This window comes from Candidatus Palauibacter sp. (assembly GCF_965222475.1).
Classification (GTDB): Bacteria; Gemmatimonadota; Gemmatimonadetes; order Palauibacterales; family Palauibacteraceae; genus Palauibacter.
On record NZ_CBDCUB010000008.1, the window covers coordinates 985,826 to 1,002,093 of the forward strand.

12 protein-coding genes and 1 tRNA gene are annotated in these 16,268 nt (G+C 66.4%); all 13 read left to right on the plus strand.

The genetic code is table 11. The annotated features are described in order from the left end of the window. Positions 1-180 precede the first annotated feature (180 nt). The 13 genes from ACOQPP_RS19650 (at position 181) to ACOQPP_RS19710 (ending at position 16,089) form a co-directional block, all read left to right on the plus strand. A complete protein-coding gene (locus ACOQPP_RS19650; protein ID WP_419164609.1) occupies positions 181-954 on the plus strand; it encodes a c-type cytochrome in 774 nt (257 codons plus the stop codon). Then, positions 951-2,351 (plus strand): cbb3-type cytochrome c oxidase subunit I, encoded by a 1,401-nt coding sequence (locus tag ACOQPP_RS19655; RefSeq protein WP_419164610.1) that lies wholly within the window; start codon positions 951-953, stop codon positions 2,349-2,351. The genes ACOQPP_RS19650 and ACOQPP_RS19655 overlap by 4 nt, the downstream gene beginning before the upstream one ends. After that, positions 2,348-4,306, plus strand: a complete 1,959-nt coding sequence (locus tag ACOQPP_RS19660; RefSeq protein WP_420637268.1) for an acetoacetate--CoA ligase — start codon at positions 2,348-2,350, stop codon at positions 4,304-4,306. Before ACOQPP_RS19655 ends, ACOQPP_RS19660 begins: the two co-directional genes overlap by 4 nt. A 3-nt stretch (positions 4,307-4,309) precedes the next feature. After that, positions 4,310-5,380: a P1 family peptidase gene (locus tag ACOQPP_RS19665; RefSeq protein WP_420637269.1), complete on the plus strand. Its 1,071-nt coding sequence runs from the start codon at positions 4,310-4,312 to the stop codon at positions 5,378-5,380. A gap of 18 nt (positions 5,381-5,398) precedes the next feature. Continuing rightward, positions 5,399-5,671 carry a CopG family transcriptional regulator gene (locus tag ACOQPP_RS19670; protein WP_419163438.1) on the plus strand — a complete coding sequence of 91 codons (273 nt, stop codon included), beginning with the start codon at positions 5,399-5,401 and terminating at the stop codon, positions 5,669-5,671. Between the two features lie 6 nt (positions 5,672-5,677). Beyond that, positions 5,678-6,118 (plus strand): type II toxin-antitoxin system VapC family toxin, encoded by a 441-nt coding sequence (locus ACOQPP_RS19675; RefSeq protein ID WP_420637270.1) that lies wholly within the window; start codon positions 5,678-5,680, stop codon positions 6,116-6,118. 19 nt (positions 6,119-6,137) lie between these two features. Then, positions 6,138-7,529, plus strand: a complete 1,392-nt coding sequence (locus tag ACOQPP_RS19680) for a sodium:solute symporter family protein (RefSeq protein ID WP_420637271.1) — start codon at positions 6,138-6,140, stop codon at positions 7,527-7,529. A 204-nt stretch (positions 7,530-7,733) separates the two neighbouring features. Then, positions 7,734-7,806, plus strand: a tRNA-Glu gene (locus ACOQPP_RS19685). A 146-nt stretch (positions 7,807-7,952) separates the two neighbouring features. Further along, complete coding sequence (locus ACOQPP_RS19690) at positions 7,953-8,933, plus strand: TAXI family TRAP transporter solute-binding subunit (protein WP_420637272.1); 981 nt, start codon at positions 7,953-7,955, stop codon at positions 8,931-8,933. Beyond that, positions 8,930-10,798, plus strand: a complete 1,869-nt coding sequence (locus ACOQPP_RS19695; protein WP_420637273.1) for a TRAP transporter permease — start codon at positions 8,930-8,932, stop codon at positions 10,796-10,798. The genes ACOQPP_RS19690 and ACOQPP_RS19695 overlap by 4 nt, the downstream gene beginning before the upstream one ends. Positions 10,799-11,044: 246 nt before the next feature. Next, positions 11,045-13,192 (plus strand): HigA family addiction module antitoxin, encoded by a 2,148-nt coding sequence (locus ACOQPP_RS19700; protein WP_420637274.1) that lies wholly within the window; start codon positions 11,045-11,047, stop codon positions 13,190-13,192. A 2-nt stretch (positions 13,193-13,194) separates the two neighbouring features. Then, positions 13,195-15,318, plus strand: a complete 2,124-nt coding sequence (locus ACOQPP_RS19705; RefSeq protein WP_420637275.1) for an AAA family ATPase — start codon at positions 13,195-13,197, stop codon at positions 15,316-15,318. 30 nt (positions 15,319-15,348) lie between these two features. After that, positions 15,349-16,089, plus strand: a complete 741-nt coding sequence (locus ACOQPP_RS19710; RefSeq protein ID WP_420637276.1) for a toll/interleukin-1 receptor domain-containing protein — start codon at positions 15,349-15,351, stop codon at positions 16,087-16,089. Positions 16,090-16,268: the final 179 nt, after the last annotated feature.

The window sequence follows — 16,268 nt, forward strand, 5'->3', positions numbered from 1 at the left end:
TTCAGTAAGGTATCCGTGTCAAACCATCGGCTCCCACACTAAGCGGGCCCGTCAACCGACGATCAAATGACGTCGTGTGCTTGACGACCGCTGCCCTGTGCGAAGATCATCTGCAGGTCCGGGACAACACGACTCCAACCCTTTCAAGCGCTCCCCATGTGTACGCCGGTCCGAAAAAAGATGCTTCTGGCCGTGCTGGTACTCTCTTTCGGGGTCCAGACGGGGCTGGTGTATTCCGACTCGCGCAGCGTCCCGTTGTCGGAGGCGGCGCTCGCGGGGCGTGAACTCTGGCAGGGGTATGCCTGTCAAACCTGTCACCAGCTGTACGGTCAGGGGGGGTTCCTCGGACCGGATCTGACGAACGCCGCGAGCCGGGTCGATTCCACCCGGCTCGTTTCTTTGTTGAGGGTGGGTAGCGGCCAGATGCCGCCGCTCGCCTTCAGCGACGAGGAGGCTGCGGCGATGGCGGCGTTCCTGCGGGAGATGGATCGGCCGGAGATCGGCCGCGGCGAGTTGCGGCTCGGGAATCCGGGGGAGGGGGCCGGGGCGCAGGCCGCGTTCGAACGCGCGATCGAGGCGGCGGTAGCGGCTGGCGAGGGAGAGGTTGCGGCCGAGGATGTGGCCGAGGTGGCCGCCGGGCTGGCGGCCTGGCGCATGCGGCCGTGCAGCGCGTGCCACTTCCCGTTCCGGGCGTCGCCGGTCGGGGCGCCGGACCTGTCGCTCGTCTCCGGGTCGCTCGCGCCCGACTCGCTCGACCGGGTCCTCGCCGAGGGCCGCCCCCTGAAGGGCATGCCGCCCCCGGTGCCGCCGCTCGACGATGCCGACCGGGCGGCGATCACCGCGTTCCTCGAGTTCCTGGGTGCGAACCGGGAGCAGCTGGAGGCGGCGACGCAGGCGCTGGCGGCGGACCGCAGCCTGGACTGGCGCGCGCTGCCGTGGTGGGAGTTTCCGTGAAGCCCTTCGAGGCCGGCCACCCCGCGCACCAGTTCGCCGTGCTCACCTTCATACGTGGCGGCCTGGTCGCGATCGCGATCACGCTCGTCGGCGGGATCCTCGCGGCGTTCTACTCCGTGCCGTCGCTGGCGCCGTGGTTCCAGCAGGTGGGACTCGATCTCCGACAATTGCGGCCGATCCACACCGTCTTCGCCTCGGCCTGGGTCTTCCTGGGCGTCGTCGCCGTCGTGTACCGCTTCCTGCAGGACGAGGGCCCCCCGACCGCCGGGGACCGCTGGCGCCTCCGCATCCAGGTCTCGACGTGGGCGATCGCCGGGCTCGGCATTCTGCTGACGCTGGCCCTCGGGGTGGGCACGGGCCGCGAATACGTCGGCTTCCACCCGTTCTTCTCCCTCCTCATCCTCACGGGCTGGGTCTGCTATACGTGGAACTTCTTCCGGCTGGCGGGGAAGCGGTTCTGGGAACGGCCGGTCTACGTGACGATGTGGGGCGTCGGGCTGCTCTTCTTCATCGTCACCTTCATCGAACAGCACATGTGGCTGATTCCGGGGATCTTCGGCGATCCCGTGCAGGACATGCGGATCCAGTGGAAGGCGACGGGCACCCTCGTCGGCAGCTTCAACCTCTTCGTCTACGGCTCGGTGATCTATCTGGGGGAGCGGATCTCGGGCGATCCCTCGTACGGACGTTCGACCACCGCGTACATGCTGTTCGGGGTGGGACTGCTGAACTCGTTCACGAACTTCGCGCACCACAGCTATCATCTCCCGGCGCGGGAGTCGGTGAAGTGGATCGCGTTCGTCGTGAGCATGATGGAGATCATCGTCCTCGCGCGGGCGATGTTCGACCTGTGGCGGGCGCTGCGGAAGCCGAGCGATCCGACGTTCTGCGCGGCCCGGGGTTCGTTTGCGGCGGCCAAGTGGTGGACGTGCGCGATCCTGTTCAGCGCGGTCCTCATCTCCGTTCCCCCGCTCAACGCCGTCATCCACGGGACGTACGTGGTCACGGGACACGCCATGGGGGCCATGATCGGCATTGACACGATGATCCTGCTGGGGGCCGTGATCTGGATCCTCGGCGAGCACGTCCAGGCCCGCGAAGGGGAGGGCGGCTGGGAGGCGCTCCACACGACCGCGATGCGGCGGGCGTTGCGGGGGCTGAACGTCTCGGTCGCCGGGCTCGTGCTCTGGCTGCACGTGGTGGGGACGGCGGTGGGGGTGACGCGCGCGGTCCACGCCCCGGGTGAAACGTACGTCCCGCCCGAGTGGGTCTCCGCCTGGAGCGGGGTGGGGTTCGCCGTCTCCGGCACGCTGTCGCTGATCTTCTTCGGATGGGTCGTCGCCCAGCTCGCGCCGCCCGCCTTCCGGTACTTTTGGGTCTCGGCCGAGCGAGCATGACGGACATGAAGGGGCCGCTGTGGACCCCGGATCCCGCCTTCGCCGCGACGACGAACATGGCGCGCTTCACGCGCTTCGCGAACGGGCGCTGCGGGGCGGGGGCCGACTCTCCGGAGGCGCTGTGGCGCTGGTCGGTCCGCGAGCCGGAGGCCTTCTGGAACGCGGTGTGGGACTTCTGCGGCGTCATCGGCGAGCGCGGCGAGCGCGTCGTCGTCGACTTCGACCGCCTGCCCGGTGCCCGCTGGTATCCCGACGCCCGGCTGAACTACGCCGAGAACCTGCTCCTGCGGCGCGACGACACGCCGGCTCTGATGTTCCGGGCCGAGGACCGCGTGCGCCGCGACCTGACCTGGGCGCAGCTCCACGACACCACCTCGCGGCTCGCCCAGGCGCTGGGGGCGCTGGGACTCGCGCCGGGAGACCGGGTGGCCGGCTACGTGCCCAACGTGCCGGAGTCGATCGTGTACATGCTCGCGTCGGCGAGCCTCGGGGCCACGATCTCGACGGCCTCGCCCGATTTCGGCGTGCAGGGGGTGTTCGACCGCTTCGGCCAGATCGTGCCCCGCGTCCTGCTGGCGGCCGACGGCTACTTCTGGCAGGGGAAGCGGTATTCGAGCCTCGACCGTCTGCCGGAGATCGTGCGCCGGCTTCCGTCGGTGGAACGGGTGATCATCATCCCCCACACCGATCCGGAGCCCGACATCTCGGCGATCCCGCACGCGGTGCTGTTCGACGACTTCATCGAGCCCTTCGAAGCGGGGGAGATCGAGTTCCGGCGCCTTCCCTTCGACCATCCCCTCTACATCCTCTTTTCCTCGGGTACGACCGGGGTCCCGAAGTGCATCGTCCATACGGCGGGGGGCGTCCTTCTCACGCATCTGAAGGAGCACCAACTCCACGCCGATGTCCGGCCCGGCGACCGGACCTTCTACTTCACCACCTGCGGGTGGATGATGTGGAACTGGCTTTCGTCTGCGCTCGCGAGCGAAGCGACCGTCGTCCTGTTCGACGGCTCGCCCTTCCATCCCCGGCCTGAAGTTCTGTTCGACTACGCGGACGAGGTCCGGATGACGCAGCTCGGCGTGTCGGCGAAGTTCATCGACGCGATCGGGAAGAAGGGTCTCCGGCCGCGCGAGACGCACGACCTCTCCTCGGTGCGGACGATGGTGTCCACGGGATCTCCGCTCGTCCCGGAGGGGTTCGACTACGTGTACCGGCACGTGAAGTCCGACGTCCACCTGGCCTCGATTTCGGGAGGGACGGACCTGTGCGGGGGCTTCGTAGTGGGGCATCCGCTCCTCCCGGTGTGGAGGGGGGAGATCCAGGCGCCAGCGCTGGGCATGGACGTGGATGTCTGGGATGAAGAGGGACAGTCGATGCCGACGGGGAAGGGGGAACTGGTCTGCAAGTCGCCGTTCCCGTCGGTGCCGGCGGGGTTCTGGGGAGACGAGGATGGGAGCCGGTTCCACGAGGCATACTTCGACGTCTACCCGGGCGTGTGGCGGCACGGCGACTGGATGGAGTGGACGGAACACGGGGGGGTGGTGATCTACGGCCGCTCCGACGCGACATTGAACGCGGGCGGGGTGCGGATCGGGACGGCGGAGATCTACCGGCTGGTGGACCGATTGCCGGAAGTCATGGAGTCCATCGTCATCGGACAGCCGTGGGAGAATGACACGCGCGTGATCCTCTTCGTCCGGCTCGCGGACGGGCAACGTCTCGATGGAGAACTGGAGGGGCGGATCAGAATGGAGATTCGCGACAACGCCTCGCCGCGGCACGTCCCGGCGCGCATTCTCGAGGTGTCGGACATCCCGCGGACGAAGAGCGCCAAGATCTCCGAACTCGCCGTCCGGGCGGTCGTCATGGGCGAGCCGGTGAAGAACTCCGACGCGCTGGCGAATCCCGAGGCGCTCGAGGAGTACCGGGACCGTCCGGAACTCCGGAGGTAACCTGTGAGAGCCATCGGATTCGTCGGACTCGCCGTGTTTGCTTTGTTCGCCCAGACGGGAGGGTGTGTGGCGCAGGAGGCATCGGACCCGGCGGGAGCCGGGATCACGGCGGTGGAGGGCTTGCGGCTCGGGCACTTCACGCTCCGGGAGCGGCCTACCGGGTGTACGGTCGTGCTCGCCGAGGACGGCGCGGTGGCCGGCGTCGACGTGCGGGGCGGGGCGCCGGGAACGCGGGAAGTCGCGCTGCTCGATCCGGTGAACCGCGTACAGGCCGTCCATGCCATCGTGCTCTCGGGCGGGAGCGCGTTCGGGCTCGACGCGGCGTCGGGGGTGGTCCGGTACCTGGAAGAACGTGGCATCGGGTACGCCGTCGGTGGTCACGTCGTCCCGATCGTGGCCGGGGCGATCCTGTTCGATCTCGGCGTGGGCGACGGATCCATCCGGCCGGGACCGGAGTGCGGCTACCAGGCCGCCTTGGCGGCGAGCGCCGCGCCACCTGACGAGGGGAGCGTCGGAGCCGGGGCCGGGGCCACGGTCGGGAAACTGGGTGGTCGCGACCGGGCCATGAAGGGAGGGATCGGGAGCGCCTCCATCACCCTGGAGGACGGGCTCACCGTGGCAGCTGTCGTCGCGGTCAACTCGATCGGCGACATCATAGACCCGGCGACGGGAAGCATCGTGGCCGGGGTCCGCACCGAGGACGGGACGGGGTTCGCGGACGCGCGGGCGCTGCTGCGGGCGGGTGAGGTGCCGGGGAACCGGGGCGAGGTCGGCGGGAACACGACGATCGGCGTCGTGGCCACGAACGCGACGTTGACGAAGGCGGAGATCACGAAGGTCGCGCAGATGGCGCACGACGGGGTCGCCCGTACGGTCTACCCGGCGCACACGCCGAGGGACGGCGACACGGTGTTCGGTCTCGCCACGGGGGTGCACCTCGACGAGGGGGGGCTGACGCGGATCGGAGCGCTCGCCGCGCAGGTCATGTCGGAGGCGATCCTGCGGGCCGTCCGCGCCGCGACCGGACTCCCCGGCATCCCCTCGGTCGCGGATCTGGCGGGAGCCGGCGGCTGATCGTTGATGCAGTGATGCATGGCTGTTATTCTCTTCACCATGCGAACGACGATTTCCCTCGACGACCGACTTGACAGGCAGGTGCGCCGCGAAGCGGCCGCCCGCGGGATGAGCGTGAGTGCCTTCATCGCAAGAACCCTGGACGATGCACTGAAGCAGCGTGTACGCACGGAGCCGGCGCCGCCTTTCCGACTCGTGACCGTGCGCGCCCGCCTGCGTCCGGGCGTCGACCTCGACCGGCCCAGGGCCCTCGAGGCCGGAGACGATGAGTCCCGGTTCGGGCGCGGCTGAGTCTACGTGCTGCTTCCCGATGTCAACGTCCTGATCTATGCGTATGTCGAGGATTCGACCCCGGATCATCTCGAGTACGCGAAGTGGGTTACTCGCATGGCAACCGGATCGGAACCGTTCGCTTTGTCCGTTCTCGTCCTTTCCGGTTTCATTCGCATCGTGACCAACTCCCGCGTGTTCGATCCCCCCTCCACACTGGACACGGCGTTCGCATTCGTGTCTGCACTCACGGAGCGCCCGACCGCGCGGATCATCGGCCCCGGCCCTGAGCACATGGCGATCTTCGAACGCCTGTGTCGCCTGGCGGGGGCCACAGGCAAGTTGGTCGCGGACGCCCAACACGCCGCAATCGCGCTGGAACACGGCTGCACCATGGTCTCGACCGACGCAGATTTCGGGCGCTTCCCGGAGCTCAGATGGCAACACCCACTGCGTCCTTCGATATGAGCGCGCCGCCCGCGATCACATGACGGCCAGCCTGTGGGGGATCCTCGCCTACGCCGCCGGACTCATCGCCCTTGGAGCGTGGATCGGCCGCCGGGTCGGCGCCGCGGGCAGCTTCTTCGTCGCCGACCGCAAGCTCGGCCCCGTCCTCCTCTTCGCCACCATCCTCGCCGCCAACCTCGGCGCCGGCACGACGGTCGGCGCCGCGGGGCTCGCCTATCGCGACGGACTGAGTGCGTGGTGGTGGGTCGGCTCCGCGGGCATCGGCACGATCCTGCTCGCGGTCTGGGTCGGCCCGCGCATCTGGCAGGTCGCCGCGCGCCACGGGCTCCTCACCATGGGCGACTACCTCGAACTGCGGTACGGCCGCTCGGTCCGGCTACTCATCGCCGGGCTGCTGTGGTTCGCGACGCTCACGATCGTGTCCGGACAGCTCATCGCGATGGCCGAGATCGTCTCCGTCGTCGCCGGATCCCCGCGCTGGGTGGGCGCCCTCATCGGCGGAATCGTCGTCATCGTCTATTTCAGCGCGGGCGGCCTCGTAGCCTCCGCCTGGGTCAACCTCGTGCAGCTCGTCGTCATCCTGGCCGGGTTCGCGATCGCGATCCCGTGGGCGCTGGCCGACATCGGCGGCTGGGCGGCGGTCGAGGCGGCCGCCGCGCGGACATCGCCGGACTACCTGAGTCTGTGGCAGGGCGGCGCGTCCGGCTGGGTGTACATCGCGCTCCTCGCGCCGGCGTTCATCATCTCGCCCGGTCTGGTGCAGAAGGTCTACGGCGCCGCGAACCCGCGGGCGATTCGCACAGGGCTGCTGGCGGCGGGCGTCGCGCTGGTGCTGTTCGCCTTCGCGCCGACGCTGCTGGGCATGATCGCACGTGTCTACGATCCGGCGCTCGCGAGCCGTGAGCAGGCGCTGCCCATGTTGCTCGCCACGGCGCTGCCGCCGGCTCTGGGGCTCCTCGGTCTGGCCGCGGTGTTCTCCGCCGAGGTGAGCTCGGCCGACGCCGGCCTGTTCATGCTCTCGACGTCCCTCTCGAAGGACCTCTACAAGGGCTTTCTCCGCCCCGAGGCCACCAGCGGACAGGTGCTGCGCGTGGCGCGAGGCGCCGCCATCGCGGGCGGTACGCTCGCTGTGCTGTTGGCGCTATGGCTCGAAAGCGTGATCGCGTCGCTGACGATCTTCTATTCGATCCTGAGCGTGAGCCTCTTCGTGCCGGTCGCGGCCGGACTGCATTCGCGCAGGAGCGGTGTCCCCGAGGCCCTCGCCGCCATCGGGGCCGGCCTCGCGGCGCTGGCGGCCGTCCGGATCTTCGCCCCCGCCGATGCGCCCGCCCTGCTGGACCGCACGCTCATCGGCCTCATCGTCTCCGCCGCCGTCTTCGGCCTCGTCGCCGTCGCCCGGGGACGCCGGTGATTTCCTCCTTGCAAATCCGGCATACCGTTCCGGATTTGCAAGGATACGGCAGGATCAGCCGCGAGCTCCCGGAGTCCGATGGCCCAACGTATCGAGAGTGGGGCTGCGACCCCATCGGGTGTCCGTTCTTGCGCTCTGCATGGGCTTCATCGCATTTCTGGGGTCGTGGAATAGGAGATCGTCGTACCCTTCTGTAACGTGTTGGCTCCCATGGTCTAATGGCTAGGATCTCACCCTTTCAAGGTGAGGGAGGTGGGTTCGATTCCCCCTGGGAGCGTTGAGAAAGGAGAAAACCTGCGGAACGGGAGCCTCCGAGGGTGGCGCTTGCCGGACGCGGCGCGAGAAGGGAGCATAGCAGCGCCGTGTGATCGAGGGGCAACGCCGAGCGGAGCGGCCGATGGGGGCGCCAGTCGCAGAGAACGCGTGTTGACACGACGCGGGGTCGTCCGCGCCGCCGTGGCGTGTATCGTGGTATCCATCAGCGCGGCAGCATGCGGGGGCGAGGGACAGCGGACGCTCTCCATCGCAACCGGAAACACGAACGGGTTGTACTACCCGCTCGGCGGCGGGCTGGCATCGATATGGTCCCGTCACGTCGACGGCGTGAACATGAAGGCCGAGACCACCGCCGGCTCCGTCACGAACCTCATCCAGGTCGCCAAGGGCGAGAGCGAGGTCGGCTTCACGCAGGCGGACGCCCTCGCCGCCGCGCTCGCGGGCACGGGCCGGTTCCCCGAACCCATGCCGCTCCTCTCGATCGGGAAACTGTATCCCAACGTCGTGCACCTGGTGACGATCCGGAGCACCGGGATCGAGTCCGTGCAGGATCTCCGCGGGCGCCGCGTGTCCGTCGGCCCGCCGGGATCGGGGAATGCGGTCACCGCCTGGAACGTGCTCGGGGCCATGGGCATCGGTGAGTCCGACTTCACCGTCCGGCAACTCAACTACGCGCAGATGTCGAACGGCCTCAAGGACGGGACGCTCGACGCGGGGTTCATCGCCGGCGGAGTGGGAATGCCCGCCGTGGTCGAGATCGGGGTGTCGCGGGACATGGTCCTCGTCCCGTTCACGGACGGCGAGATCGCGACCATTGTCCGCGCGGAACCGGCCTACTCCGGGTTCAACATGCCGCCGGGTGTCTACCGCGGCGTGGATGAGCCGGTGCTGACCCCGACCCTCTGGAACCTCCTCGTGGTGTCGCGCTCGATGGATGAGGGCCTCGCCTACGACCTCACGCGGACCATGCTCGAGCGCCGCGGCGACCTCGAGAACATCTCCAGCGTCGCGAGCTTCATCACGCCCGCATCGGCCCGGGACGTGGGCGACTTCCCGATCCATCCGGGGGCGAGGCGCTACTACGACGAAGTCCTGGGAGGCGAAGTGCCGGGTTCCGGCGGCCGTTGACGACCGAAAAGCTGCCCTGGCGGCACATCCTCTTCGCCCTCGCGATCGGGCTCTCCCTGTTTCAGCTGTGGCAGAGCACGTCGGGCATGCTCTCCGCCACGCTGGCTCGACCCATCCACCTCGCCTGGGTCATCGTCCTCACCTTCCTCGCCAAGCCCTCGTGGACGCGGGAAGGGGCCGCCCCGCGCTGGTGCCTGTGGCTCGACGCCGCCCTCGCGCTCGCCGCCCTCTACTGCGGCTGGGTGATCGTCGGCTTCGACTACCGGGGCGTGGACCACATCCTGTACGGACTCGGCACCCACGACCTGATCGTGGGGCTGGTGTTCGTGGTCCTCCTGTTCGAGGCGACGCGCCGGGCCGTGGGCTGGGTGATGGTCGCCGTGGGGCTGGTCTTCCTTCTCTACGCGGCGCTGGGGCACCTGCTCCCGGAGGTGGTCGCGAACCGCGGCTTCAGCGTCGAGCGGATTCTGCGCTTCCAGATCTTCACGGGCGCCGGGCTGTTCGGGACGCCGCTCGGGATCGCGGCCGGAACCGTCTTCATCTTCGTCCTCTTCGGCGCCTTCCTGGAGGTGACGGGGGCGGGGCGGTTCTTCATCGACCTCGCCTTCGCCGCCGCGGGCCGGTTCCGGGGCGGACCGGCCAAGGCGAGCGTGATCGCGTCGGCCGCCATGGGGTCGATTTCGGGTTCGGCGATCGCGAACACCGTGACGACGGGCGCGCTTACGATTCCGATGATGAAGAAGCTCGGCTACCGCTCCGAGCAGGCGGGCGGGATCGAGGCGGCCGCGTCGACGGGCGGCCAGATCATGCCGCCGATCATGGGCGCCGGCGCCTTCATCATGGCCGACTTCACGAACACGCCGTACCGGGAGATCGTCGGGCTCTCCATCGCCCCGGCCATCCTCTACTTCGGGTGCACGCTTCTCTTCGTTCACCTCATGGCGCTGAAGCTCGGCCTGCGGGGGATGTCGAACCCGCCCGCCGTGAGGCGCACGCTCAGCGAGGGGGTCCACTTCCTGCTCCCGCTCGGGCTCGTAGTGGCGCTGCTGCTGCTCAACTACTCACCGCCGCTGGTGGGCGCCGTCGGCTGCCTCGCGGTCGTCGTCACGGGGATGGCCCGAAAGAGGACGAGGGTCGGGTGGCGGACGATCCTCGAGGGGCTCCGGGCGGGAGCCGTCATGGCGCTGCCGATCTCGCTCGCGTGTGCGACCGCCGGGATCGTGGTGGGCGTGATCGGCCAGACGGGGATTGGCCTCCAGTTCACGGAGTCCGTCGTACAGGCGGCGGGCGGGCTGCTGTGGCTCGCCCTCATCTTCATCGCGATCGCGGCGCTCGTTCTCGGCATGGGGCTGCCGGTGACCGCGGCCTACATCGTGATCTCGGTCATGGCCGCGCCCGCGCTCGAGGGTCTGGGGCTCTCCCTCCTCGTCGCGCACATGATCATCTTCTGGCTCTCGCAGACGTCGAACGTGACGCCTCCGATCGCGCTCGCCGCCTTCGCGGGCGCCGGGGTGGCCGGCTCAGCTCCCATGCGAACGGCGACCCAGGCCGTGAAGCTCTCGCTCGGCTTCTTCATCGTGCCGGCGATGATGGCCTACTCGGCGCTGATCCTGGTCGACGGGACCTCGGTGACGGCGTTCGTCTTCGCCATCGGCTGCACCCTCGCGCTGATCGCGGTGCTCGCCTTCGCCATCGAGGGGTTCGCTCTGTCCGCGTGCAGCGTCGGGGAACGCGCGCTGTTCGTACTGGCGGGCGCGCTCATCCTGGTTCCGCACGGCCCGGCGAGAATCGGAGGGGTGCTGCTGGGGGCCGTGGTGTTCGCGCTACACACTAGGCGGGGCGGCGCTGTGCGGGAAAAGGTGTAGCAACCGCCCATCCACCTGCTTCAAACGTCGCGGGCCCGGACGTGAGGGCCTCGAGGGGTGCGGTCGCCGCAAGGCGGGTCGCCCGATTCTGCTCGTTTGGGTCGAAGAGACTCGTGCCCCACATGCCATCCTATGAACCGCGAGAATCCCGTTTGTTGACGAACGTCTTCTCGTATGTGTATTGTCGTCCTTACGGCAATACACAGGATGATGAGACCGAACGGAATCTGAACGGAACGGAGCGCGGTGAAGGAAACGGACCACCTAGGGGCGACCCTGAAGAAGTACTTGGAAGCACATGGGCTTACGGTGCAGCGGAGTGCAGAGCTACTCGGCGTGGCGCGGCCGACGCTATCACGGATCTTGAATGGCTGGGCGTCCGTTTCGCCGGACATGGCGGTCCGATTGGAAGAGATTGGATGGGCGGACGCCGAGTCTTGGCTCGATCTGCAGGCTGCCCACGATCTCGCGTGCACTCGTGGAGTCCCTGATCCGCAGGGCAGGCTGGTCGCCCCGGAACTCGAGTATCTAATGGCATGGCGCAAGGACGGGGAGTCCGCGTGGCCGTCGCGGCGATACCTGCGGCAGCTCGCCCCGAACCTCGGTCGTCTGACGCCGAAGAAGCGCGGTGCCGCCCTCGTCGGCCTTGGGATGTCGCTGGTTTGCGAGGGTGAGCCGGTCGAAGAGGTACTCAACGGATTGGCCGAGCATCCTACTTGGCGTCGGCTGGAGATGCCGTTCCGCCCGTCGGACCACTTTTCTCACCCACGACGACGGGGCCGCGCGGACGGCGCAACCCACGCCGTTCACCGCCCCTATCCGCCGGGCCGATATCTGGTGGCGTGGAACCCCTCCGACTCGGTGCATCGCTTGACCGTGGGTCCCTGGCCCGATTACGACGGCTGGTCGACGGGATTCGTTAGCGGCGTTGTGGGAGGGACCACCCTATCGCACACGATTTGGCCGGAAAGCCGCGAGATTGCCCTCTTGATGCTTGCGTTCGGGCTAATCGCGGAGGGTCACTTCTTTCGCGAGGTGCTGGAGGAATTCGCGGCGATTCGCGAATGGCGCGATACCGGCGTTCTGCTGCCGGACGGATACTACGAGAGGGCGCTGCGAGACAACGCCCCGGAGCACTGGGCTCCCCACAACCGGCGCTCTGTCGAATCCCCAGGTTCCGACGACGGCGGGGACAGCGGGAAGACGGGCGAAGGCCCGGGAGCGGAGCGACGAGCCAAGTCGGTGGTCCGCAACGCTCCGGAATGGGAACTGCTGTTCCTGCTTCCCAACCTCAAGGTCGAACCGGAAGACCTCGCAACGTGGGGCTTTCCGCCCCAAGCGGGCCTTACTCTGGGACTCGAAGGCGTGGCATTGACCTCTGCGAAGGATGAGCGTGTCGTCGAGACCCTGGAATGGTCCGCCGCCGCCGCCGCCTGGGTGAACTCGTTTCACGATGGGCACTGGAACCCGGTGGTGCCCGCAGCGCTGATCGCAAAGAAAAGCTGGGGTGCCTTGATGGGCAAAGATCCGGAACCCGTGATGTCGTTCCTGAACGCCGTTGCCATTGCCGCACTCCTAAGGACCAGAGCCAAGTGGCCTGGTGAGGGCGTACGCGGGCCATCGTGGTCTGATTCTTTCGACTACCATCCGATCGAACTGCGGCCGGATGGTTCGGCCTTGGACATCTCGACGCCCGCAGTCGATCACTTCCATGTGCCTTGGACAGAGCTTTCACTGACGTGCAACGTCGGGTTGGGACAATGCGAAATGGATTCCATGGACGAGCACTTGGCTCTCCGGCTCGGCGCCGCCTGGAAACTGCGATACCAGGAGAGGCTGACGAATCGCGCGACGACTCGGCTGTTTCGATCAATTGAGGTCGCCAACGAAGCCCTCAGGATGACGTCACAAGGCTACCGCACCACCCGCGACGCGGCTTCCGCTTCGGTTCGCTGGGCAACGTCCGTGGAGATGCTTGCGGCTCCTGGGGAAGGATACGTAAGCAAGGACGATTGCTTCGCCTTGATCAAGGAAAACTCCTGCTCCGACGGTGAAGAGGAAATCGCTGCGGATATCTTTCAGCGGCTGTACAAGCTGCGGAATGACAGCGTCCACGGCCGCGAGATCGGTTTGGACCAGCTTCGTCCTTTTGGTGAGCGCGCTCCTCCGCTGCTTTCTCTCGCCTCGACGGTATATCGATTGGCGCTGGTCGCCTATCTGAACCGACACTGGCCGGCTTCGGCTCAGGATGCTGCGGAGGATCCGAGGACTGAGATGGCGCTGGGACTGCTCGATCCGCCTCGAGCCGATTACGAGGCGCACCTTGGCTACGGTCGAACAACTGACCACCGACCCTTTACCGGTGGCAAGGGAATGTACAACTCGGGAGTGTGAGAATGGGCGCGAGGATGAACGCTACTCGGTTCCGGATTCGGAACTACCGCAATATCGATGATAGCGGCTGGATCCCGCTGGAGAAGGTCACAGCCTTCGTTGGCCGCAACGAATCCGGCAAGACATCGCTGCTTAAGGCACTCCACAAATTCAATCCTGCGACGCCGGAGCCGTATGACGCGCAACGCGAGTTCCCACGCGACCGCTACACGCGCGACTACGTGTCCAGCGGATCACGGGGAGCGAATTGGCCGGTGTGCTCGGTTGAGTTCGAGATTCCGGAGGATCTCCGGGCTGAAATTGCGGCCTTCCTAGAGGAGGGAGCGGAGGCTCCCGGGAAAGTCATCGCGACGCGCCGTTACGATGGAACTCTCGAGTGCGAATACGACCCCGAGATGAGCGAGGGCCCGGTGACGCCCCGAGACGCGCTCGATGCGCTCGACCAGTTTGCGAAGAGAGCGCGCCGCGTGCCGGTGCCAGACCCCGCTCAGGAGGAATATTGGAGGGAGCGGCGCGGCCAGATAGCAGCGTGGGCAACGGAGTGTCAGGCCGAGCTGAGTGCCGTAACGGATCTGAGGGGTGCCGATGGAGAAGAGTTGTTGGCCCGGGTGGCGAGTGCGGCAGAACAATGGAGCGAGCCGGCTACGGCCGACATGGTGGAGGCCCTACAGGAATCGCTGAGGCCCATCCGCGAGGCGGCGAGCGAACCTTCGGTACGTGCCAGGGTTGACGAATTGATCGAACAGGCACTGCCAGTACTGATCTACTTCGAGAACTACGGGATTCTGGATGGTGCAGTCTGGCTGCCTCGATTCATCGACGACCTCGACCGGGAGCCGGCCGAGCCACGTGTACGAACGATCAACGCGATGTTCGGGCATGTAGGCCTCGATCCGAGGGACATCGCCGAGCTCGGCGAGGGAGAGACGAGGAGCGCCCGAGATCGCGGCGCGCAACCGACGCCGGAGCAGATCAAACGCGACCAAGAGCGCATGGAGGAACGATCGATCAAGCTTAATTCAGCCTCGAACGACATCAGCCGGAGGTTCTCGGAGTGGTGGTCCCAAAGGCGGCATAAGATTCGGTATCACGCCGATGGAGATTACCTCCGCATTTGGGTTGCCGATGACCGCCGCCCGGATGTCGAGATCGAACTCGAGGCTCGGAGCAAGGGCTTCCAGTGGTTCTTCTCGTTCTATCTCGTCTTCCTCGCGGAATCGCAAGGAGGACACAAGGACGCGATGTTGCTTCTCGACGAGCCCGGCCTGCACCTGCACCCGACGGCGCAGCAGGAGTTGATTCGGTTCTTCGAGAGACTTGCCAAGGACCACCTTCTCGCCTACACGACGCATTCTCCTTTTCTGATTGACGGCGAGCACCTGCACCGGGTCAGGCCGGTGACCGAGGACGAGCGGGGGCATTCGTGCATCAGCTCTGGGACGTGGCCGAGCGATCAAGAGACCATCTTCCCGTTACAGGCCGCCGCAGGATACGCAATGATCCGGGGGCTATTCCAGCACCACAGCAACCTGCTGGTGGAGGGGATGACGGACTTCTACTACCTGCATGCGTTGTCGCAGCTGTGTGCGAAATCGGGTCGCGCGTCATTGCCCGAGGACGTTCACGTTACGCCCTGCGGGGGAACCAAGAACGTTGGACGCTTGGCATCCCTGTTTCTCGGTCACAGGGTTCGTCCGGTCGTGCTCTTGGACGGCGACGATGCGGGACGAGTCCGGCATGACGCCCTGATGAAGGCACTCTACGTTGATTCTGGGTCGGACATTGTGATGCTCGACGAGGTGCTGAAGCGACCCGGCGACGACGTGGAAATTGAAGATGTCCTAGGGGAAGCCTTGGTTGTTTCCGCGGTCGGGGAAGTCTTGGAGAGCGCCTTCCAACTCGACGAAGTTGATCGGAGTGCCGGAAGCTTGCCAAGTCAGATCAAGGCTGCGGCGCGCCGCCAAGGAATCCAACTCCCGGACGGTTGGAAGGCGCTGGTGGCTCAGTCCCTGGTTACGTCATGGGCGGAAGGACGAAGCGAACCGCCGAAGGAAGTTCTTGATGATGCGGCAGCGCTCTTGGCGGCCCTCAATGAGAGGCTTGGCAAGTTCGATTCTAGGCAGTGACGACCACTACCGACCGCACGAGAGGATGAGATGGCCGATCAGTTGACTGTAGTAAACGCGTTCGTCTCGTATTCGCACACGGATCGCGGGTGGGCGCGGCAGGTGAAGAGAGAGCTACGGGCGGTGGGGATTGAGGCGTTCTTGGCACACGAAAATATACAAGTATCAGAGAAGTGGCGACGCCGGATCCTCCAGGAATTGGGACGCTGTGACCTGTTCGTGCCCCTCTTGAGCCAGAACTTCGTACACTCGAAGTGGGCACCGCAAGAAGCGGGATTCATCGTATCTCGCCCAGAAGTCGTTATCGCGCCGCTTTCAATTGATGAGACCGTGTCCTTCGGGTTCTTCGCAGATGTTCAATGTGGTTATATCGGCAGCGACGGCGTAACCTATGATCTTCATGTGGAGCCGTTGTTTGAGCGACTGGCCGACGCCGTTCCGCGGCAAATCTTGCCCACTCTGATTCGACGAGCGGCCAATGCAGGATGCTTTCGGCGTGCGGAGTTCCTAATGAGCCCACTGGTGCCACTCTTTCCGCTCCTCACCTCTTGGGAGGCGCAGACCCTAGCCGGGGCGGCGGTGGAGAACCCACAGATCTGGTCTGCCTGGCAGTGTAGGACTGAGTATCTGCCAGAGTTCATCCGTGAACATGAGAACAACATTGAGCCCGAGACGCTACGGATCCTGCAATACCAGATTGAGAAGAACGAACGATACATCCCCAGTCCCGAAGAACTGGCCGAGCGCGAAAGCGAAACGTACAGACAATGACGACTCACTATGTGAATGAGGAGCCGTGGCGTGACGGGATACATTGCCGCGCACCACTCCGATATTGGGTGAGTCCGATGGTGTAAGCGGTGTCCCGTACGCACGGGCCGGGTCGCGCTTTCTCCGGCCCCCGGGGTGCTGAACTCTGAGGGGATTAACGCTTCGGCTGATCGGATGTG

Excerpts from the sequence above, each read along its gene's own strand:
- ACOQPP_RS19680 (WP_420637271.1), top strand. The coding sequence starts at position 6,138 with ATGACGGCCAGCCTGTGGGGGATCCTCGCCTACGCCGCCGGACTCATC.
- ACOQPP_RS19705 (WP_420637275.1), top strand. The coding sequence starts at position 13,195 with ATGGGCGCGAGGATGAACGCTACTCGGTTCCGGATTCGGAACTACCGC.
- ACOQPP_RS19670 (WP_419163438.1), top strand. The coding sequence starts at position 5,399 with ATGGCTGTTATTCTCTTCACCATGCGAACGACGATTTCCCTCGACGAC.
- ACOQPP_RS19710 (WP_420637276.1), top strand. The coding sequence starts at position 15,349 with ATGGCCGATCAGTTGACTGTAGTAAACGCGTTCGTCTCGTATTCGCAC.
- ACOQPP_RS19650 (WP_419164609.1), top strand. The coding sequence starts at position 181 with ATGCTTCTGGCCGTGCTGGTACTCTCTTTCGGGGTCCAGACGGGGCTG.
- ACOQPP_RS19660 (WP_420637268.1), top strand. The coding sequence starts at position 2,348 with ATGACGGACATGAAGGGGCCGCTGTGGACCCCGGATCCCGCCTTCGCC.